The 20,285-nt window shown below is 60.2% G+C and carries 18 protein-coding genes; 13 read left to right on the top strand and 5 right to left on the bottom strand.

The window, feature by feature from the left end; translation table 11 throughout:
- Positions 1–4 precede the first annotated feature (4 nt).
- Positions 5–1,462: an NADH-quinone oxidoreductase subunit NuoN gene (gene nuoN, locus L370_RS00410; protein ID WP_014884632.1), complete on the top strand. Its 1,458-nt coding sequence runs from the start codon at positions 5–7 to the stop codon at positions 1,460–1,462.
- A 104-nt stretch (positions 1,463–1,566) separates the two neighbouring features.
- Here nuoN and L370_RS00415 read toward each other — a convergent pair whose 3' ends face one another.
- Together L370_RS00415 and rbn are read right to left on the bottom strand one after the other, a co-directional pair.
- A complete protein-coding gene (locus tag L370_RS00415; protein WP_023336402.1) occupies positions 1,567–2,571 on the bottom strand; it encodes a chemotaxis protein in 1,005 nt (334 codons plus the stop codon).
- 64 nt (positions 2,572–2,635) lie between these two features.
- Positions 2,636–3,553 (bottom strand): ribonuclease BN, encoded by a 918-nt coding sequence (gene rbn, locus L370_RS00420; RefSeq protein ID WP_023336401.1) that lies wholly within the window; start codon positions 3,551–3,553, stop codon positions 2,636–2,638.
- Between the two features lie 71 nt (positions 3,554–3,624).
- On the opposite strand from rbn, the gene L370_RS00425 reads away from it, so the two are divergent.
- The 10 genes from L370_RS00425 to L370_RS00470 all read left to right on the top strand — a co-directional run bounded on the left by L370_RS00425 (position 3,625) and on the right by L370_RS00470 (position 13,494).
- Positions 3,625–4,086 (top strand): GNAT family N-acetyltransferase, encoded by a 462-nt coding sequence (locus L370_RS00425; RefSeq protein WP_023336400.1) that lies wholly within the window; start codon positions 3,625–3,627, stop codon positions 4,084–4,086.
- Between the two features lie 53 nt (positions 4,087–4,139).
- Positions 4,140–4,445: a stress response protein ElaB gene (gene elaB, locus L370_RS00430; RefSeq protein WP_008500219.1), complete on the top strand. Its 306-nt coding sequence runs from the start codon at positions 4,140–4,142 to the stop codon at positions 4,443–4,445.
- Between the two features lie 86 nt (positions 4,446–4,531).
- Entirely contained in the window at positions 4,532–5,827 is a 1,296-nt protein-coding gene (menF, locus tag L370_RS00435; RefSeq protein WP_023336399.1) for an isochorismate synthase MenF, read from the top strand.
- A gap of 88 nt (positions 5,828–5,915) precedes the next feature.
- Entirely contained in the window at positions 5,916–7,586 is a 1,671-nt protein-coding gene (gene menD / locus L370_RS00440) for a 2-succinyl-5-enolpyruvyl-6-hydroxy-3-cyclohexene-1-carboxylic-acid synthase (protein ID WP_023336398.1), read from the top strand.
- On the top strand, positions 7,583–8,359 hold the full coding sequence (gene menH / locus L370_RS00445) for a 2-succinyl-6-hydroxy-2,4-cyclohexadiene-1-carboxylate synthase (RefSeq protein WP_023336397.1): 777 nt from the start codon (positions 7,583–7,585) through the stop codon (positions 8,357–8,359). The genes menD and menH overlap by 4 nt, the downstream gene beginning before the upstream one ends.
- Entirely contained in the window at positions 8,356–9,213 is an 858-nt protein-coding gene (gene menB / locus L370_RS00450) for a 1,4-dihydroxy-2-naphthoyl-CoA synthase (protein WP_023336396.1), read from the top strand. Before menH ends, menB begins: the two co-directional genes overlap by 4 nt.
- Complete coding sequence (menC, locus tag L370_RS00455) at positions 9,213–10,178, top strand: o-succinylbenzoate synthase (protein ID WP_023336395.1); 966 nt, start codon at positions 9,213–9,215, stop codon at positions 10,176–10,178. Before menB ends, menC begins: the two co-directional genes overlap by 1 nt.
- Positions 10,175–11,536, top strand: coding sequence for an o-succinylbenzoate--CoA ligase (menE, locus tag L370_RS00460; protein WP_023336394.1), 1,362 nt, complete (start codon positions 10,175–10,177; stop codon positions 11,534–11,536). The genes menC and menE overlap by 4 nt, the downstream gene beginning before the upstream one ends.
- A gap of 124 nt (positions 11,537–11,660) precedes the next feature.
- Entirely contained in the window at positions 11,661–12,200 is a 540-nt protein-coding gene (locus L370_RS00465) for a YfaZ family outer membrane protein (protein WP_023336393.1), read from the top strand.
- Positions 12,201–12,294: 94 nt separating this feature from the next.
- A complete protein-coding gene (locus tag L370_RS00470) occupies positions 12,295–13,494 on the top strand; it encodes a nicotinamide mononucleotide deamidase-related protein YfaY (RefSeq protein ID WP_023336392.1) in 1,200 nt (399 codons plus the stop codon).
- A 33-nt stretch (positions 13,495–13,527) separates the two neighbouring features.
- Here the strand turns inward: L370_RS00470 and glpC are convergent, their stop codons facing one another.
- Genes glpC through glpA form a run of 3 tightly spaced genes read right to left on the bottom strand, consistent with a single transcriptional unit; the run spans position 13,528 to position 17,550 of the window.
- Positions 13,528–14,718, bottom strand: coding sequence for an anaerobic glycerol-3-phosphate dehydrogenase subunit GlpC (gene glpC / locus L370_RS00475; protein WP_023336391.1), 1,191 nt, complete (start codon positions 14,716–14,718; stop codon positions 13,528–13,530).
- Positions 14,715–15,932, bottom strand: coding sequence for a glycerol-3-phosphate dehydrogenase subunit GlpB (glpB, locus tag L370_RS00480; RefSeq protein WP_023336390.1), 1,218 nt, complete (start codon positions 15,930–15,932; stop codon positions 14,715–14,717). Before glpB ends, glpC begins: the two co-directional genes overlap by 4 nt.
- On the bottom strand, positions 15,922–17,550 hold the full coding sequence (gene glpA, locus L370_RS00485; protein ID WP_023336389.1) for an anaerobic glycerol-3-phosphate dehydrogenase subunit A: 1,629 nt from the start codon (positions 17,548–17,550) through the stop codon (positions 15,922–15,924). Before glpA ends, glpB begins: the two co-directional genes overlap by 11 nt.
- A gap of 252 nt (positions 17,551–17,802) precedes the next feature.
- On the opposite strand from glpA, the gene glpT reads away from it, so the two are divergent.
- Positions 17,803–19,155, top strand: coding sequence for a glycerol-3-phosphate transporter (glpT, locus tag L370_RS00490; RefSeq protein WP_023336388.1), 1,353 nt, complete (start codon positions 17,803–17,805; stop codon positions 19,153–19,155).
- An 11-nt stretch (positions 19,156–19,166) separates the two neighbouring features.
- Positions 19,167–20,222 carry a glycerophosphodiester phosphodiesterase gene (gene glpQ / locus L370_RS00495; RefSeq protein WP_023336387.1) on the top strand — a complete coding sequence of 352 codons (1,056 nt, stop codon included), beginning with the start codon at positions 19,167–19,169 and terminating at the stop codon, positions 20,220–20,222.
- Positions 20,223–20,285: the final 63 nt, after the last annotated feature.

Below are 20,285 nucleotides of genomic sequence, written 5' to 3'. Positions count from 1 at the left end.
CGCCATGACAATAACTCCACAACAACTGATCGCGCTGCTACCGCTGCTGATCGTCGGATTGACGGTGGTGGTTGTGATGCTCTCCATTGCGTGGCGACGCAATCACTTCCTGAATGCCACGCTGTCGGTCATCGGCCTGAACGCCGCGTTAGTTTCTCTCTGGTTTGTTGGCCAGGGTGGGGCGATGGACGTCACCCCGCTGATGCGCGTTGACGGTTACGCCATGCTGTATACCGGTCTGGTGCTGCTGGCGAGCCTGGCAACCTGTACCTTTGCGTATCCGTGGCTCGAAGGCTACAACGACAATAAAGAAGAGTTTTACCTGCTGGTTCTGATTGCCGCGCTGGGCGGCATTCTGCTGGCGAATGCGAACCACCTGGCCGCGCTGTTCCTCGGCATTGAGCTGATCTCTCTGCCGCTGTTCGGCCTGATTGGTTACGCCTTCCGTCAGAAGCGCTCCCTGGAAGCAAGCATCAAGTACACCATTCTGTCTGCTGCTGCGTCCTCGTTCCTGCTGTTTGGTATTGCGCTGCTGTACGCACAGTCCGGTAATCTCTCCTTCATGGCGCTCGGCAAGAGCCTCGGCGACGGCATGCTGCATGAGCCGCTGCTGCTGGCGGGTCTGGGCATGATGATTGTTGGCCTCGGCTTCAAACTCTCTCTGGTGCCGTTCCACCTGTGGACGCCAGACGTATACCAGGGCGCTCCGGCTCCTGTGTCGACCTTCCTGGCGACGGCGAGCAAAATCGCTATCTTCGGTGTGGTTATGCGTCTGTTCCTGTACGCGCCGGTGGGTGACAGCGAAGCGGTTCGCGTGGTGCTGGGCATTATCGCGTTCGTCTCCATCATCTTCGGTAACCTGATGGCGCTGAGCCAGACCAACATCAAGCGCCTGCTGGGCTACTCATCTATCTCTCATCTGGGCTACCTGATGGTGGCGCTGATTGCGCTGCAGAGCGGCGAGATGTCGATGGAAGCCGTGGGCGTGTATCTGGCAGGTTACCTGTTCAGCAGCCTCGGCGCCTTCGGCGTGGTGAGCCTGATGTCCAGCCCGTACCGTGGCCCGGATGCCGATTCACTGTTCTCCTACCGTGGTCTGTTCTGGCACCGTCCGATCCTGTCCGCGGTAATGACCGTGATGATGCTCTCTCTGGCAGGTATCCCGATGACGCTTGGCTTTATCGGTAAGTTCTACGTGCTGGCCGTCGGTGTGCAGGCGCACCTGTGGTGGCTGACTGCGGGCGTGGTTATCGGCTCCGCGATTGGTCTCTACTACTACCTGCGTGTGGCAGTGAGCCTGTACCTGAGCGCACCTCAGCAGCTCAACCGCGATGCGCCATCCAACTGGCAGTACAGCGCCGGGGGTATCGTAGTGCTTATCTCCGCGCTGCTGGTGCTGATCTTCGGTATCTATCCGCAGCCGCTGATTGATATCGTGCAGCGAGCAATGCCACTGATGTAAAAACAAAAAACCCGCCTCGGCGGGTTTTTTTATGGTTTGCCCATTGGCGCTACGCCTGCAGGGCCTACGGGTTTTGTAGGTCGGGTAAGCGTAGCGCCACCCGACTAAGCCAGTTGCTTCCTGCTAATCAACGGCCCGTCAATCTTCTTCAGCGAGCGGTCCAGCACTTCCTCAATCACCGACGACAGCTCGTTCAGCTCAAACTTCGCCACATACCCATCCGCCTTCACCTTGCGAATATGGTCTTCGTTGGCGTTGCCGGAAAGGGAAGAGTGGATCACCACCGGAATGTCCTTCAATACCGGGTCGGTTTTGATTTTACGCGTCAGTGTAAAACCGTCCATCTCCGGCATTTCGAGGTCGGTCAGCACCAGAGCGATCTTATCGGTGATGGGAACGCCTTCAGCCTGTGCCTGCGCCGCCAGCACGCCAATTTTCTCCCACGCCTCTTTGCCGGTGATATGCAGCTGCGCCGGGATCTCCATCGCCTGCAGACCTTTCTCCAGCATCGAGCGCGCCACTTTGGAGTCTTCCGCGACGATGGCGACGGCGCCCGGTTTGATATGGAATTTGGTGGTCTTCAGGTTCGTGGCGTGCAGATCGTGATTGGCCGGGGTGATGTCATACAGGATCTGCTCAACGTCCAGCACCATCGCCAGATCGTTGGTATCGGTCTTCTCGTCAAGACACGCGATGCTGGTGATGTAGCGACCGCTAACAGCGGTTTCCGCCGCGTGCACCTGCTTCCAGTCCAGACGCATGATGTTCTCAACCGATTCCACGGCAAATGCCTGCACGCTGCGCGCATACTCGGTGATCAGCAGGATGTTCAGCCCGGTGGTGGGCTTACAGCCCGCCACGGCGGCCAGGTCAATCACCGGGATCACCTGATCGCGAATATTCACCATCCCCATCAGCGGTGACTTCATCCCGGCGGGTTTCGTGAATTCCGGCATTGGCACAATTTCACGCAGCTTAAAGACGTTAATGCCAAACAGCTCGGATTTATTTTCGTTCAGAGAGGTGCCAAGACGGAACAGCAACAGTTCAAAACGGTTCGACAGGGTCAGATTCGCCCTGTCATCAATATCTTTCTGGAAATTATCCATTCTACCCTCGAGAGAAATGCTGACCTTTTAATCGTTATCGGCATCCTGAGGGAAAAATGAAGGACTAAACGCTGACCTGAGCGAAATCTTCGGCCAGCTCACATTCCGGGAACAGCGTGCGGCACTCCGCCAGCAGGCTTGCGCATCCCCGCGCGTCGTAGCGCGAGCTGACGTGGGTGACGATCAGTCTCCCGACGCCCGCATCACGGGCAAGCTGCGCCGCCTGACGCGTGGAGCTATGGCCCCGGCTGTTGGCTTTCTCTTCCATCGCCGTTTCTAGCGTGGCTTCATGCACCATCACGTCCACGCCCTGGGCCAGCGTGAGCGCCGCGGGGCACGGAGCCGTATCGCCAAAAATCGCCAGTTTTTTGCCCGGCTGCGGTGCGGCGAGATAATCCTGGCCGTTAATAACGCGCCCGTCCTCCAGCGTCACGCTCTCTCCGTGCTTCAGACGCTGAAACAGCGGCCCAGGTTTTACGCCGTCGGCCATCAGCGCGGCGGCATCCAGCGCGCCGGGTTTATCATGCGCCTCAATGCGATAGCCGTAGCACTCCACAGGATGATTGAGCGGGGAGGCGGTGACGATATAATCCCCGTCATCGAATACCAGGCCTTCGGTAATCTCAACGACCTCTAGCGGATAATCGGTCCACGACCCGCTCAGGCGCAGCGTAGCTTCAACAAATTCACGAATACCCGCAGGCCCGTAAATCGTTAGCGGGTTGGCGTTACCGGCCATCGAGCGGCTGCACAGCAGGCCGGGAAGGCCAAACAGATGGTCGCCATGCAGATGGGTGATAAAAATTTTATCCAGCTTGCCGGGGTGATAAGCGGTGTGTAACAGCTGATGCTGCGTCCCTTCACCACAGTCAAACAGCCACAGCCCGCCGCGGGTGGGGTGCTTAAGATCCAGCAGTATCGCCGTCACGTTCCGTGAGCGGGTTGGCACGCCAGCGGACGTACCCAGAAAAATCAGTTCCATAACGCAATCAGCCCTTTGCCGAACGGGGAGGGGTTTAGTATAACGTGATGAACCCCAGGAAGGAGACTGACATGATCCAGTGGCAAGATTTACATCATAGTGACCTCACCGTTCATTCGCTCTACGCGCTGCTAAAACTGCGCTGCGAAGTGTTTGTTGTGGAACAGACCTGCCCGTATCAGGACATCGACGGCGATGACCTTGTCGGCGAGAACCGCCATATTCTCGGCTGGCGGGATAACGAGCTGGTGGCGTATGCGAGGATTCTGAAAAGCGAGGACGATTTTGAGCCTGTCGTCATTGGCCGCGTCATCATCAGCGGCAAGGCGCGCGGTGAAAAGCTGGGCTATCAGCTGATGGAAAAAACGCTGGAGGCGTGCCGGAAACAGTGGCCGGACAAGGCGTTATACCTGGGCGCGCAGGCGCACCTGCAGTCGTTCTATGCCCACTTTGGCTTCACGCCGGTAACGGAAGTGTATGACGAAGATGGCATTCCCCACATCGGCATGGCGCGGGAAACGAAACAGGCGTAATGGCATCTCGTTGGCTATAGTTAGCGGACTGGTGTACTAACATGGAGAAAAATATGTCATTTCAATCCTGGGATACCCGTATCGACGACGACCTGGCCTTACTGAGCGAAACGCTGGAAGAGGTGTTACGTTCCTCGGGCGACCCTGCCGATCAGAAATATATTGAGCTAAAAGCCCGTGCCGAGCAGGCGCTGCATGAAGTGAAAAACCGCGTCAGCCATGCGTCAGATACTTACTACTACCGTGCCAAAAAAGCGGTGTATCGTGCCGATGATTACGTGCATGAAAAACCGTGGCAGGGCATTGGCGTGGGTGCTGCCGTAGGTCTGGTGCTGGGGCTGCTGTTAGCCCGTCGTTAAGCCGCTTAACCACTCCCTATACGTGGGTACTGCTATTTATGGCCAGTACCCCGTATAATATGACGTTTTAACAGGGAGAGGTTCGCGTGAATTCGATTTTCCTCGCGCTGGAGCAACTGCGTACCCAGCTTTCGCAAGCGTTACCCGCCACACCCGGCATACGTCATTTCGACGTCTCTTTCCCGTTAAACGACGCCTTCGATCCCCTCGCCTGGCTGGGCGAGCAGCAGTGTTATCCGCAGTTTTACTGGCAGCAGCGTAACGGCGATGAAGAGCTGGCCGCGCTGGGGGCGGTCACCCAATTTTCCTCTCTGGCGTTAGCCACGCAGTTTTTGCGCGAGCAAAACGCAGCAGGTGATACCCGTATCTGCGGCCTGAACGCCTTTAATCCCGAACAGGGCAGCCTCTTTTTACCGAGACTGCTCTGGCGACGCACCGCCGGCAACGCCACGCTGCGCCTGCAGCTGTGGAGCGACCGCTCGCTTGTGGAGGATGCCCGCGTCGCGCTGGATTTTTTACAGCAGCTCCGTCCTGCGAGGTCTATCCGGCCGCTGTCCGTTCATGTTGAGCACGAAACCCATCAGCCGCAGCAGGCCGAGTGGCTGAAGCTTATCCGCACGGCGACAGAGACCATCGCGCGCGGTGATTTTGAAAAAGTGGTTCTCGCCCGGGCAACCGATCTGCAGTTCACGCAGCGCGTTAACCCCGTCGCGCTGATGGCAGCCAGCCGCGCCCTCAATTTACATTGCTACCATTTCTGCATGGTATTCGACGCCAGCAATGCGTTTCTTGGCTCTACGCCCGAGCGTCTCTGGCGGCGGCGCGGCAAGCTGCTGCGCACGGAAGCGCTGGCGGGCACCGTCGCCAGCCATACCGACGATCGTCAGGCGCAGCGTCTCGGCGAGTGGCTGCTGAACGATGATAAAAACCAGCGCGAAAATATGCTGGTCGTGGAAGATATCTGCCAGCGTCTTCAGCATCATACGCAGACGCTTGAGGTACTGCCCGCCCAGGTGGTGCGCCTGCGTAAAGTGCAGCATTTGCGCCGCTGTATCTGGACCGAGCTCAAACAGGCCGATGATGAGCAGTGTCTGCTTATGCTGCAGCCAACCGCGGCCGTTGCCGGATTACCCCGACAGCCAGCCCGCGAGTTTATTCAGAAGGTTGAGCCCTTTAACCGCGAGTGGTACGCCGGTTCGGCCGGGTATTTATCCCCCGAACAGAGTGAGTTCTGCGTGGCGTTGCGCTCCGCGCGCGTTCTGGAGGACTCTCTGCGGCTCTACGCCGGCGCCGGTATTGTCAGCGGATCTGACCCGGAGCAGGAGTGGCAGGAGATCGAAAACAAAGCTGCTGGATTGCGCTCTCTGCTCCTAAGGAATTAATACTGAATCGCGCAATCCCGATTCATATCAAAATTCCAATTTTTTCTATTATTTATACTGTGTCGCATTCTTGATACCGGACAATCTCATGTCAGTAAGTTCTTTTAACCGACGCTGGGCGGCGGTGATCCTTGAAGCCCTGACGCGCCATGGCGTCAGGCACGTGTGTATTGCACCGGGTTCTCGCTCAACGCCGCTGACGCTGGCGGCCGCTGAAAACCGGGCGTTGATTCACCACACCCACTTTGATGAACGCGGTCTTGGCCATCTTGCGCTCGGGCTGGCGAAAGTCAGCAAAGAACCTGTGGCGGTGATCGTCACCTCCGGTACCGCCGTGGCGAACCTCTTTCCGGCCCTGATTGAAGCCGGGTTAACCGGTGAAAAACTGATCTTACTGACGGCCGATCGTCCCCCTGAGCTTATCGACTGCGGTGCTAATCAGGCCATTCGCCAGCCGGGGCTCTTTGCTTCTCATCCTTCGCAGACGATTTCGTTACCGCGTCCCACCCAGGATATTCCGGCAAGCTGGCTTGTCTCCACCGTCGATCATGCCATGGAGACGTTGCGCGCCGGGGCGTTGCATATCAACTGCCCGTTTGCCGAGCCGCTCTACGGTGAGCTGGACGACACGGGCCTTGACTGGCAGCAGTCCCTTGGCGACTGGTGGGAGAGTGAAAAACCGTGGCTGCGCGAGCAGACGCATCTTGAGAGCGCGAAGCAGCGCGACTGGTTCTTCTGGCGGCAGAAGCGCGGCGTGGTGATCGCCGGGCGCATGAGCGCTGCCGAAGGCAAGCTGGTTGCCGAATGGGCGCAAACCCTCGGCTGGCCGCTGATAGGCGACGTGCTTTCCCAGACCGGTCAGCCGCTGCCGTGCGCCGACCTCTGGCTGGGTAATGCCAAAGCGGTCACCGAACTGGCGCAGGCGCAGATTGTGGTCCAGCTTGGCTCGAGTTTGACCGGCAAACGCTTACTGCAGTGGCAGGCTACCTGCGAGCCGGAAGAGTACTGGCTGGTGGATTCGCTGGAAGGACGGCTTGACCCGGCTCACCACCGCGGGCGTCGTCTGGTCAGCAGCATCGACGCCTGGCTGACGCTGCATCCGGTTGAAAAACGCAAGCCCTGGGCGGTGGCCATCCCGGACCTTTCGCGCCGGGCGTGGGAGCTGACCAAAGCGCACTGTGAAGCGTTTAGCGAGGCCGGGCTGGCGCACCGTATTCGCCAGTGCCTGCCTGAGCAGGGGCAGCTATTTGTCGGCAACAGCCTGGTCGTGCGGCTGATTGACGCCTTTTCGAAGCTTCCTGCGGGCTACCCGGTGTACAGCAACCGCGGTGCCAGCGGCATTGACGGGCTGATCTCCACGGCGGCGGGCGTGCAGCGCGCCAGCGCGAAATCGACGCTGGCCATCGTGGGGGATCTCTCCGCGCTCTACGATCTCAACGCGCTGGCGCTGCTGCGTCAGGCGTCAGCCCCGTTCGTGCTGATTGTGGTCAACAACAACGGCGGGCAGATTTTCTCCCTGCTGCCCACGCCGCAGAGCGAGCGCGAGCGCTTCTATCTGATGCCGCAGAACGTGCAGTTTGAACATGCCGCGGCGATGTTTAGCCTGAAATACCATCGCCCGGAAAGCTGGGAACAGCTGGATGCGGCGTTAAGCAGCGCCTGGAAGCAGCCGGGTGCGACGCTGATTGAGCTGGTGGTGAACGATGCTGACGGTGCGCAGGCCCTGCAAAGCCTGCTGGCGCAGGTGAGCCAGCTGTGATCCTCTCTGGCGTGCAGAGAGCCGGAAAACCAGGCTATCCCTGGCTGGTCTTTTTGCACGGCTTTTCCGGGGACTGCCGCGAGTGGCAGAGGGTCGGTGAAGGGCTCAGCGATTACCCCCGGCTGTATCTGGATCTGCCGGGTCACGGTGGATCCCGGGATCTGGGCGTGGCGGGGTTTGAGGAGATGAGCACGCTGCTCACCCGAACCTTGCTTAGTTACAACATACTGAAATTCTGGCTCATCGGGTACTCCCTCGGCGGCCGCATTGCAATGTTCCACGCCTGCCAGCAGCCAACGGGGCTGCTGGGCGTGATCGTGGAGGGCGGGCATCCGGGCCTGCAGGATGCCGAGGCGCGACATGCGCGGCGGGCATCTGACCATCGCTGGGCAACGCGTTTTCGCACTGAACCGCTGGAGAAGGTGTTCGCTGACTGGTACCAACAGCCCGTGTTCACCTCTCTCACTGACGCCCAGCGCGACGCGCTGATTACCCTTCGCAGCCAGAACAGCGGCGCGACGCTGGCGACGATGCTTGAGGCGACCTCGCTGGCCGAGCAGCCCGATTTGCGCGCCGCGCTGAGCGCACGCGATTTCTCTTTTGATTATCTCTATGGCGAACGTGATGAGAAGTTCGCGGCCCTGGCCGCGGAAGTGAACGCCGTTCGCCATGCCATTCCCAATGCCGGACACAACGCCCACCGGGAAAATCCCGATGCGGTTATCGCGAGTCTGGCTCAGATACTGCGTTATCGAATAAAGGACACTCTATGATCTATCCTGATGAAAACATGCTTTACGCCCCGGTTGAATGGCAGGACTGCTCCGAAGGCTACACCGACATTCGTTACCACAAATCCACCGACGGCATTGCCAAAATCACCATCAACCGCCCGCAGGTGCGTAACGCCTTCCGCCCGCTGACCGTGAAAGAGATGATTCAGGCCCTGGCGGATGCGCGCTACGACGACAACATCGGCGTGATTGTCCTGACCGGCGAAGGCGATAAAGCGTTCTGCTCCGGTGGCGATCAGAAAGTGCGCGGCGACTACGGCGGATACCAGGACGATGCGGGTACCCACCACCTGAACGTCCTCGATTTCCAGCGTCAGATCCGCACCTGTCCAAAACCGGTGGTGGCGATGGTGGCAGGCTACTCCATCGGCGGCGGTCACGTGCTGCACATGATGTGTGACCTGACCATTGCGGCAGAGAATGCCGTCTTCGGCCAGACCGGCCCGAAAGTCGGCTCCTTCGACGGCGGCTGGGGTGCCTCCTACATGGCGCGCATCGTCGGGCAGAAAAAAGCCCGCGAAATCTGGTTCCTGTGCCGTCAGTACAACGCTCAGGAAGCGCTGGATATGGGCCTGGTGAATACCGTGGTACCGATTGCCGATCTCGAAAAAGAGACCGTGCGCTGGTGCCGTGAAATGCTGCAAAACAGCCCGATGGCGCTGCGCTGCCTGAAGGCCGCTCTCAACGCCGACTGTGACGGCCAGGCGGGTCTGCAGGAGCTGGCGGGCAACGCCACCATGCTGTTCTACATGACCGAAGAGGGTCAGGAAGGGCGCAACGCGTTTAACGAAAAACGCCAGCCGGACTTCAGCAAATACAAACGGAACCCGTAATGCGTCGCGCGCAGGTTTACCGCTGGCAGATACCGATGGACGCGGGCGTGGTGCTGCGTGAACGGCGGTTAAAAACCCGTGACGGCTTCTTGGTGCATCTGCAACAGGACGAGCGGGAAGGCTGGGGCGAGATTTCGCCTCTGCCGGGCTTTAGCCTGGAGTCGCTGGAGGACGCGCAGTCAGCATTGCTGGCATGGGCGGACGCGTGGCGCGAGGGCGCGGATCCGGCGTTGCCGGACGTGCCTTCCGCGGCTTTTGGAATCAGCTGCGCGCTGGCGGAGCTGGACGGCAGCCTGCCTGAAGAGGCTAACTACCGCGCGGCACCGCTCTGTACGGGCGATCCCGACGAGCTGTTCGCGCTGCTCTCCGCCATGCCGGGCGAGAAGGTGGCGAAAATTAAAGTCGGTCTCTACGAAGCGGTGCGCGACGGCATGGTCGCCAACCTGCTGCTGGAGGCGATCCCCGACCTTCATCTGCGTCTTGACGCTAACCGCGCCTGGACGCCGCTCAAGGCGCAGCAGTTTGCAAAGTACGTCAACCCGGCGTACCGCAGCCGCATTGCCTTCCTCGAAGAGCCGTGCAAAACCCGCGACGATTCGCGCGCGTTTGCCCGCGAAACGGGGATAGCCATCGCCTGGGATGAAAGCCTGCGCGAGGACGATTTTGAATTTGTCGCCGAGCCCGGCGTCAGCGCGGTAGTGATTAAACCGACGCTGACCGGCAGCCTGGCAAAGGTGCGCGAGCAGGTCGCGGCAGCGCACGCGCTTGGACTTACGGCGGTCATCAGCTCGTCGATCGAGTCCAGCCTTGGGCTGACCCAGCTGGCGCGCATTGCCGCGTGGCTAACGCCGGACACGATCCCCGGCCTCGACACGCTGAACCTGATGCAGGCTCAGCTTATCCGCACGTGGCCTGACAGCGCGCTGCCGTGCCTCGACGTTGCGGCGCTGGAGCCGCTGCGATGAGTTTTACCGACTGGCCGTGGCGGCACTGGCGCGCGCAGTTTGCTGATAAACCGGCCCTCAGGCTGAACGATGAGGTGCTGAGCTGGCAACTGTTGTGCACACGCGTCGACCGCCTTGCGGCAGAGTTTCACCTCCAGGGCGTGGAGGAGGGCAACGGCGTGCTGCTGCTGGCCCATAATCACCCGCAAACCCTGCTGGCGTGGCTGGCGCTGCTCCAGTGCGGGGCGCGCATTCTTCCCGTTAATCCGCAGCTGCCGCGCCCGCTGCTGGACGTGTTGCTCCCGCAGATGACGCTGCGCTTTGCGCTGGCGCTGGACGGCAGCTACGACGGTCTTCCTGCCCTGAGCATGCGCGAGCGCGCGGGTGAATATCGCGTTGCGTGGCAGCCTGCGCGGCTGGCGTCCATGACGTTGACCTCCGGCTCCACCGGGCTGCCGAAAGCGGCGGTGCATACCTGCGCCGCCCATCTCGCCAGCGCGAGCGGCGTTTTGTCGCTGATGCCCTACGGTGAAGACGACGACTGGCTGCTTTCGCTGCCGCTGTTTCACGTTTCCGGGCAGGGGATTTTATGGCGCTGGCTGCAGGCCGGCGCGCGGTTAACCGTGCGCGAGAAACAGCCGCTGGCGCAGGCGTTGCGCGGCTGTACGCACGCCTCGCTGGTGCCGACCCAGCTCTGGCGCCTGCTTAATGCCCCCCAGCCTGTCGCACTGAAAGCGGTGCTGCTGGGCGGGGCCGCCATCCCTGTTGAATTGACGCAGCAGGCGCGAGAGCAGGAGATTCACACCTTCTGCGGCTACGGCCTGACCGAGTTTGCCTCTACCGTCTGCGCGAAAGCGGCGGACGGCGAGCCGGACGTAGGCTATGCGCTGCCGGGCAGAGAGGTGCAGGTGGTTAACGGTGAGGTCTGGATCCGGGCAGAGAGTATGGCCTCAGGCTACTGGCGGGGCGGCGAACTGATTCCGCTGACCAACGCGCAGGGATGGTTTGCCACCCGCGATCGCGGTGAATGGCATGACGGCCGCCTGACGATCCTGGGCCGCATGGACAACCTCTTTTTTAGCGGCGGAGAAGGGATCCAGCCGGAAAGCCTTGAGCGGGTTATCGCCCGCCATCCGCAGATTAACCAGGTGTTTATCGTTCCGCTGGACGACGCCGAGTTTGGGCAACGTCCGGTGGCGGTGGTGGAGTGCGAGCCGGGAACAGATATCACCTGTTTGCCTGACTGGGTCAGGGATAAGGTGGCGCGTTTTGAGCAACCCGTCCGCTGGCTGCTGTTGCCGACCGAACTCAAAAATGGCGGCATCAAAGTCTCACGCCGCGCGCTGCAGCAGTGGGTAAACGCATCGCTGAAGGGATAATAGCCGTTTCAATTAGTTACAATCTACCGTTCTGCCGCACGCAGAGTGCTTGATCCCCGGGAGACTCCGGTTAAAATCTCGCGGTTTTGGGACTTCTTTATAATAATTGTGCGGGATCACGACAATGAAAAAAGTGGCATTACTGGGCTTCGGCCTGATGGTTGTATCTGCGGCGGCTAACGCCATCAGCATTAACGGCTCGGCGGGTCAGGATTATACCCACCTGGGCTTTGGCATGGGTACCGAGACTTCCGGTCTGGCGATGACCGGCGGCTGGACGCATAACGATGACGACGGCGACGCGGCCAGCCTCGGCCTGGGTCTCAACATTCCTCTTGGCCCGTTCCTGGCCACCGTCGGCGGTAAAGGTATCTATACCAACCCAAATGACGGTGACAAAGGGTACGCGGCGGCAGTGGGCGGCGGTCTGCAGTGGAAAATTGGCGACAGCTTCGGCCTGTTTGGTGAGTACTACTATTCGCCGGACTCCCTCTCCAGCGGCATCGAAAGCTATGAAGAGGCCAACGCCGGCGCGCGCTGGACCATCATGCGTCCAATTACCATCGAAGCGGGCTATCGCTATCTGAACCTGGCCGGTAAAGACGGCAACCGCGACAACGCGCTGGCCGACGGCCCGTACGTGGGCGTCAGCGCAGGCTTCTAATCCACTCCGGCGCGGCATCCTGCCGCGCCAGTTTCTCTCTTCTCCACCCCGCGTTTGCGCTATAGTGTTTTGACCAAATAAGCGGGAGAACATAATGATTAACGTGGAGATGTTATCCACCGGCGACGAAGTGCTGCATGGACAAATTATTGATACCAATGCTGCCTGGCTTGCCGATCTTTTCTTTGAGCAAGGATTACCGTTAACGCGCCGCAATACCGTGGGCGACAATCTTGAGTCGCTGGTCGCTATTCTGCGCGAGCGCAGCGAACACTGCGACGTGCTGATTGTGAACGGTGGGCTCGGCCCTACCAGCGACGATCTCAGCGCGCTGGCTGCCGCGACCGCTAAAGGCGAAGGGCTGGTGCTGCACGAGGCGTGGCTTTCGCAGATGGAGCGCTTTTTCTCCGAACGTGGCCGCGTCATGGCCCCCAGCAACCGCAAACAGGCTGAAATTCCCGCCAGCGCCGAGCTGGTCGATAACCCGGTGGGTACCGCGTGTGGGTTTGCCATGCAGCTGAACCGCTGCCTGATGTTCTTTACGCCGGGCGTGCCCTCAGAATTTAAAGTGATGGTCGAGCAGCAGATCCTGCCGCGCCTTCGCGATCGTTTTACCCTGCCTGAACCGCCGCTGTGCCTGCGTCTGACCACTTTTGGCCGCTCTGAAAGCGATCTGGCCCAGAGCCTTGACCCTCTCCCGCTGCCGCCGGGCGTCTCCATGGGCTACCGCTCCTCCATGCCGATCATTGAGCTTAAGCTGACAGGCCCGGCCGAGCAGAAAGAGGCGATGCTGGCTCTGTGGCCCGAGGTGCAGCGCGTGGCGGGCGAAAGCCTGATCTTTGAAGGAACGGAAGGGCTACCGGCGCAGATTGCGACGCATCTGCAGTCGCGTCAGCTGAGCGTGACCTTAAGCGAGCAGTTCACCGGTGGCCTGCTGGCGCTGCAGCTGTCGCGCGTCAATGCGCCGCTGCTGGCCAGCGAAGTGGTGCCGTTCCAGCAGGAGACCCTGGCGCAAACCGCCCGCTGGGCTTCCGAGAGAAGGGTGAAGCATTTTGCCGGTCTGGCGCTGTTTATCGGCGGGCTGGACGAGGAATACCTTAACTTCGCGCTGGCGACGCCGGAAGGCACCTGGGCCCTGCGGGTAAAAATGAGCATCACCCGCCACAGCCTGGCGGTGCGTCAGGAGGTTTGCGCCATGATGGCGTTGAACATGCTGCGCCGCTGGCTGAATGGCAAAGAGGTGGCCAGCGAGCACGGCTGGATCCATGTGGTCGAGTCGCTGTTCATCGAGTAAAACCTGTGCCGGGGCCTTTCGCCCCGGCCATGTTCAGCCCAGCGCCTTCGCCAGTAAGGTGATTGGATGCTCGCAGCGCTTGCTGGTGGACATCTCAATTTGCCATTTGCAGGTTTCGCAGTCCGTTACCACGATATCCGCGCCGCTCTCTTCAATCTGGCGGAACAGCGGGGCGCCAATCGCCTGTGACGTTTCGTAGTTTTCACGCTTAAAGCCGTAGGTTCCCGCAATCCCGCAGCAGCGCGAATCCAGCACCGTCAGCTCCAGGCCTGGAATAAGCCGCAGCAGCTCAAGCGTATAGAGCGACCAGCCCATTTTCTCCATGTGACACGGCGTGTGATAGACCACCTTCAGCGGTAATGTCCCCAGCGGCAGCGTCTGCCCGCTATCCAGCTTGCGCCACAGGAAGCGTGTCGCCAGCTCGATGTGCTCGCGCAGGCCGGTATTATCCACGTCCAGCAGATGCGGGTACTCGTCGCGCAGGGTGAAGGTACAGGTGGACGAGGTCGCCAGCACCGGAATCCCTTTATCGACAATCGCTTCGCGCAGGGAGGTGACATTGCTTTGAGCCTGCCTGCGCGCTTTATCGGTAAACCCGTTGGCAATCAGCGGTACGCCGCAGCACTTCTCTTTGTTCAGTAGCTGAACGCCCGTTCCCATGGCGTTCAGCACCTTCAGCAGATCTTTACCCAGCTGCGTGTGGTTGTAGTTCACATAGCAGCCGTGGAAAAAGGCTACCTGGTCGGCATACTGCGCCTGTTGTGCCGCGACGGATTTGTACCAGCGGCGGAAGGTGCCGTGAGAATATTTCGGCAGGCTGCGCTGATGATCTATCTTCAGCGTGGCATCCAGCAGCTGGCGCACCGGTTTGAGCGAGGTCGCGGCATTCACCAGCGGGGCAAAGGGCGTCGAGACGCTGCCCATCAGATCGGTATGGCTCAGGATCGCGTCCCGCAGCGTCGGCTTTTGCGTGCTGTAGCGCGCCCGGGCGCGCTGGATGATATCGCCGATTTTAACATCCGACGGGCAGGCGACTTCGCAGCGTTTGCAGTTAATGCAGTATTTCAGCGCCTCGTCGTACAGCTTGCCGTCCTTCAGACGCAGACGCTCGCCGTCCGGTCCGGCCTGCTTTGGCCCGGGATAGCGTGGGTTCACGCCGCTGACCGGGCAGACGGTGGTACACACCGTGCATTTAATGCAGCTTTCAAAACGGGTGTCGTTCATTGTTCAGCCTCCGTGCGCTGGCTAATCTGCTCTGCCACATACAGCGCCGTGACGGCGCAGACCCCGCCACCGCATCCCTGGGCAATAGGATCGTACCCGCCCAGCAGCGAGCCGATGGCAAAGAGATTTCTGACAGGTTTACCGGAAAGTTGCGGATGCAGCTGGCTATCGACAATCACGCCGAACTGCTGCCAGGGCTGCGGCGAGAAGAAATCACTCTGATACCAGTCCGCGCGGGAGGCTCGCTGGCGAACATCCAGCCCCATAATGGCTTCCCGGATGCCCTCCCGGCTGCTCAGCAGCCCGTTGCTGAAGAAGCTGCCGCTTGCCAGCACCGTATAGCGGGCACGAAGCGGAATATCGTCGTGGTTGCGCGTCCAGATTTCGCTCACCGCGCCGTCGGTCAGGGTGATTTTTTTCACCTCATCACCCGCCATCCACACGCCGCCCTGCGCGACAAACTGGCGCTGGAGCTGGGTATGCAGGCGAATGCCGGGTACGGAAGGGGGCAGCGTGGGCAGCAGGCCGAGCGAGCAGGGCAGCTGATCCGAGAGCCAGCGCCAGAGCCGGTTGTCGCGTAAACCAAAGCAGGCGGGCATCAGCAGGGCGTCGCAGCCGTCGCTGAGCGGCCTCAGCGCGTCATACAGCAGCGGCCATTTGTCCTCGTTATCCAGAAAACGGGCGATATTCACCGCGCGAAACTCGCTCGGGTTGTCGCGCAGGACATCCAGTTCAGGTAGCTCTATCTCTGCCGTTTCGGCATTGACGCCCTGGCGACAGAGTGACGCCGCCGCGAGATGAGGCTGAAAATCCAGAAAGCCGCTAATGCCCACGACCCGCACGCGTGCGGCATTGAAGGGCGCTACGGGCACTTCTTCCGGGCTGAGCCAGGCAGAGCGCAGGGTACCGAGCGGCGTGACGCGCTGGTGATTGAGCCGGGCGCTTCCCTTAAGACGTGCGCCGCAGTCCGCCAGCAGCGCTTCGGTTTCCAGCGCAAAGCGGTCAATGTGCTGCGCGCCAATCAGGTGATACGGGTGCTCCGGCGGCAGCGTATCGCGGCACGCTTCGTCCACCAGATCCAGCGAGCCCGACGAGAAGTGCAGGGCGCTCTGGCCCCGTGTGATAATGGCGCAGCGCAGCCCCTGCTTCGTGAGCTTGATGCCGCAAAGCAGGCCTGCCAGCCCGCCGCCGACGATGACGGTATCAAATTTCATCGCGTTGCTCCTTCTCAAGACCGCAAAGCCCCTGGTAGACCCAGCGGGTAAATTCGCTTTCGCGCAGGGCATCGCCCCAGGCGACAGGCTGAATGCCTTTCCAGCGCTCGTTTAAAAACGCGCTGAGCTGATCGAGCGACTGGGTGGCGGTGGTGGTGTGAAAACGCTGCAGCAGTCCGGCGGCACGACAGGCGCACAGCTCGCCCTGACAGGTCCCCATTCCGACGCGGGTACGGCGGCGAAGATCGAGCAGGCTTGTGACCGTCAGGCTCTCCACCGCGTACTGCACCTCACCGGCGGTGACGGCTTCGCACTCGCATACCAGGCTGCGGCTCAATCTTCCTTCACCGAGCCACTGCGGCGTTCTGTCGCCGTGGCGGTAAATAGCGGACCCGCGCAGCGGCGCGGGCAGGGAGATAATTTTTTGCAGCGTTTTTTCGGTGGACTGACGCGAGCCGGGCAGGGCTTGCTCTGCCGTCACGCACCGTTCGGTATTGCCCAGCTTGCGGCAGACGGCATCGGTCGCCCACTCGGCCATCAGGCGGTAGGTCATCAGCTTGCCGCCGGTGATGGTGATAAACCCGTCCATGCCGTCGCGCGCGGCGTGATCGAGCAGCACGATGCCCCGGCTGACGTTACGCCCGCTCGGGTCGTTGTCGCTGGCGACCAGCGGACGCACGCCCGCGTAGGCGCGCAGAATACGCGTCTGGGCCATCACCGGGGCCAGTTTTTCCCCTTCGCGCAGCAGGATGTCCACCTCTTCGGCGGTTACGCGGTTGTAGTCAATCTCGCTGTAGTCGACGTGGGTTGAGGTGGTACCGATTAACGAAATGGTGTCGCCCGGGACGAGGATATCGGCATCAGACGGTTTGCGGCAGCGGTTGATCACGTGGTTATTGATGCGGTGGTCGAGGATCAGCAGCGAGCCTTTTGCCGGGAACATGCGCACCGACAGGTCCGCGTATTCCGCGATGCGCTGCCCCCAGATCCCCGCCGCGTTGACCACCACGGCGGCATACAGCTCGCTGTGTTCGTTATGTCGTGTATCAAGGATTCGCACGCCGCATATGCGATGACCTTCGCGGATAAGCCCGGTCACTTCGTGCCCGGTCAGGATGTGCGCGCCATGTTCGCGGGCGTCCAGCATATTGGCGGCGGTCAGGCGGAAGGGATCAACGGTGCCGTCAGGCACCTTCACCGCGCCGATCAGCGCCGGGTTGACCGACGGTTCCAGCCGCCGCGCCAGCGCCGGGTCCATGGCCTCAGCCTGAATGCCCGCTGTATTGCAGGCGGTAATAAAGGTCTCCTGAAAGGCGAGGTCATCTTCGGGAAGGGTAATAAAGAGGCCGTCGGTCGGCTCAATGCAGTGGCGGGCGATACGCTTGAGGATCTGGTTTTCAGCAATACATTCGCGCGCGGATTCACCGTCGGTAACCGCATACCGCGCGCCGCTGTGCAGCAGGCCATGGTTACGCCCGGTTGCGCCCGTGGCGATATCGTGACGCTCCAGCAGCGTGACGCTTAAGCCGCGAAGGGCGCAATCGCGTGCGATCCCGGCGCCGGTTGCGCCACCGCCAATGATTATCACATCGCTGTAGCGAGGATCGTGAATGGTCATTGTTTACCCTCTATGTTCGTTTTTTTATCATTTAGCCATATCAATCGTGTGGTTTGTTTGATTTCGAACATAAACGCGCGAAATTCGAAAGTGAAACGTGATTTCATGCGCTTTTTTGCGCATTCTGTCATATTTCTGTAACAATCTGTGCGTTGATTCACAGTAACAATCACCGTGATTTCTTAACATCCCCGCCTCTGGAATTCAGGTGCGAGCCACCTGCTCATTCAATTCAAGGCCACGGAGGCTGTTATGCTCAGTATCTTCAAACCTGCGCCGCATCGGGCGCGTCTGCCAGAGGCAGAAATTGATCCGCTATACCGCCGTCTGCGCTGGCAAATCTTCCTGGGGATCTTCTTCGGGTACGCGGCGTACTACCTTGTACGTAAAAACTTCGCGCTCGCCATGCCGTATCTGGTGGAGCAGGGCTTCTCCCGCGGCGATCTGGGGTTCGCGCTGTCGGGGATCTCAATCGCCTACGGTTTTTCCAAATTCATTATGGGTTCGGTGTCGGATCGCTCGAATCCGCGCGTGTTTCTGCCCGCCGGTCTGATTCTGGCCGCGGCGGTGATGCTGTTCATGGGCTTTGTGCCGTGGGCGACGTCCAGTATTGCGATTATGTTCGTGCTGCTGTTCCTCTGCGGCTGGTTCCAGGGGATGGGGTGGCCGCCTTGTGGGCGCACCATGGTGCACTGGTGGTCGCAGAAGGAACGCGGCGGCATCGTGTCGGTGTGGAACTGTGCGCATAACGTGGGTGGCGGTATTCCGCCGCTGCTGTTCCTGCTGGGGATGGCCTGGTTCAACGACTGGCACGCTGCGCTCTATATGCCTGCCTTTGGCGCCATCGTCGTGGCGATTTTCGCTTTTGCGCTGATGCGTGACACGCCTCAGTCCTGCGGCCTGCCGCCGATTGAAGAGTACAAAAACGACTATCCGGACGATTACAGCAAGGAGCACGAAGAAGAGCTGACCGCAAAACAGATCTTCATGAAGTACGTCCTGCCGAACAAGCTGCTGTGGTACATCGCGGTGGCGAACGTGTTCGTTTACCTGCTGCGCTACGGCATCCTCGACTGGTCCCCGACCTACCTGAAAGAGGTGAAGCACTTCGCGCTGGATAAATCCTCGTGGGCCTATTTCCTGTATGAATATGCCGGGATCCCGGGCACGCTGCTTTGCGGCTGGATGTCGGACAAGGTGTTTAAAGGCAACCGCGGCGCGACGGGCGTGTTCTTTATGACCCTGGTCACCATCGCGACCGTCGTTTACTGGCTCAACCCGCCGGGCAACCCGTCAGTAGATATGGCCTGCATGATCGTCATCGGCTTCCTGATTTATGGTCCGGTAATGCTGATCGGTCTGCACGCGCTGGAGCTGGCACCGAAAAAAGCGGCAGGCACGGCGGCAGGCTTTACCGGTCTGTTCGGCTATCTGGGCGGTTCGGTCGCGGCAAGCGCCATCGTGGGCTACACCGTTGACTTCTTCGGCTGGGACGGCGGCTTTATGGTGATGATCGGCGGTAGCGTGCTGGCGGTACTGCTGCTGATTGTTGTGATGATCGGTGAGAAACGTCACCACGCGGAAGTGCAGGCGCGTCGTCAATAAGGAGCAATGCCATGAAATTATCTTACGTAACAGCCGGCCTGCTGCTGGCGGGCCTGATGACAGGCTCGGCGCTGGCGGCAGATAAAATCGTTATCGCCCACCGCGGCGCCAGCGGCTATCTGCCGGAGCATACCCTGCCGGCGAAAGCGATGGCCTATGCCCAGGGCGCGGATTATCTGGAGCAGGATCTGGTGATGACGAAGGACGACCAGCTGGTTGTCCTGCATGACCACTATCTGGACCGCGTGACGGACGTGGCGGAGCGTTTCCCGGACCGCGCCCGTAAGGATGGCCGCTACTACGCCATCGACTTCACGCTGGCGGAGATTCGCTCCCTGAAGTTTACCGAAGGCTTCGAGATTGAAAAAGGCAAGAAGGTGCAGGTCTATCCGGGCCGTTTCCCGATGGGCAAATCTGACTTCCGCATTCATACCTTCCAGGAAGAGATTGAATTTGTTCAGGGCCTGAACCACTCCACCGGTAAAAACATCGGTATCTACCCGGAGATCAAAGCGCCGTGGTTCCACCATCAGGAAGGGAAAGACATTGCCGCGAAGACGCTGGAGGTGCTGAAGCAGTACGGCTACACCAGCAAGAAGGACAAAGTCTACCTGCAGTGTTTTGACGCCGCCGAGCTGAAGCGTATCAAAACCGAGCTGGAACCGAAGATGGGGATGGATCTCAATCTGGTACAGCTGATTGCCTATACCGACTGGAATGAAACCCAGGAGAAGCAGCCGGACGGGAAGTGGGTTAACTATAACTACGACTGGATGTTTAAGCCGGGTGCGATGAAGCAGATTGCGCAGTACGCCGACGGCATCGGGCCGGATTACCACATGCTGGTGGCGGAAGGCTCAGCGCCGGGCCACGTGAAGCTGACGGCGATGGTAAAAGAGGCGCATGCCAGCAAGATGCAGGTCCATCCGTATACCGTGCGTGCAGACCAGCTGCCGCCGTATGCCACGGACGTGAATCAGCTTTATGAGGTGTTGTATAACCAGGCGGGCGTGGACGGACTGTTTACGGATTTCCCGGATAAAGCGGTGAGCTTTTTGAGGGATTAACGCTGAAATTGCCGGGTGGCGGCTGCGCCTTACCCGGCCTACGAACTGCGGTTTTGTAGGTCG

Source organism: Enterobacter sp. MGH 24 (assembly GCF_000493015.1).
Taxonomy (GTDB): Bacteria; Pseudomonadota; Gammaproteobacteria; order Enterobacterales; family Enterobacteriaceae; genus Enterobacter.
Note: the sequence above shows the minus strand (reverse complement) of the source record. Positions and strands in the feature narration are given on the sequence as shown.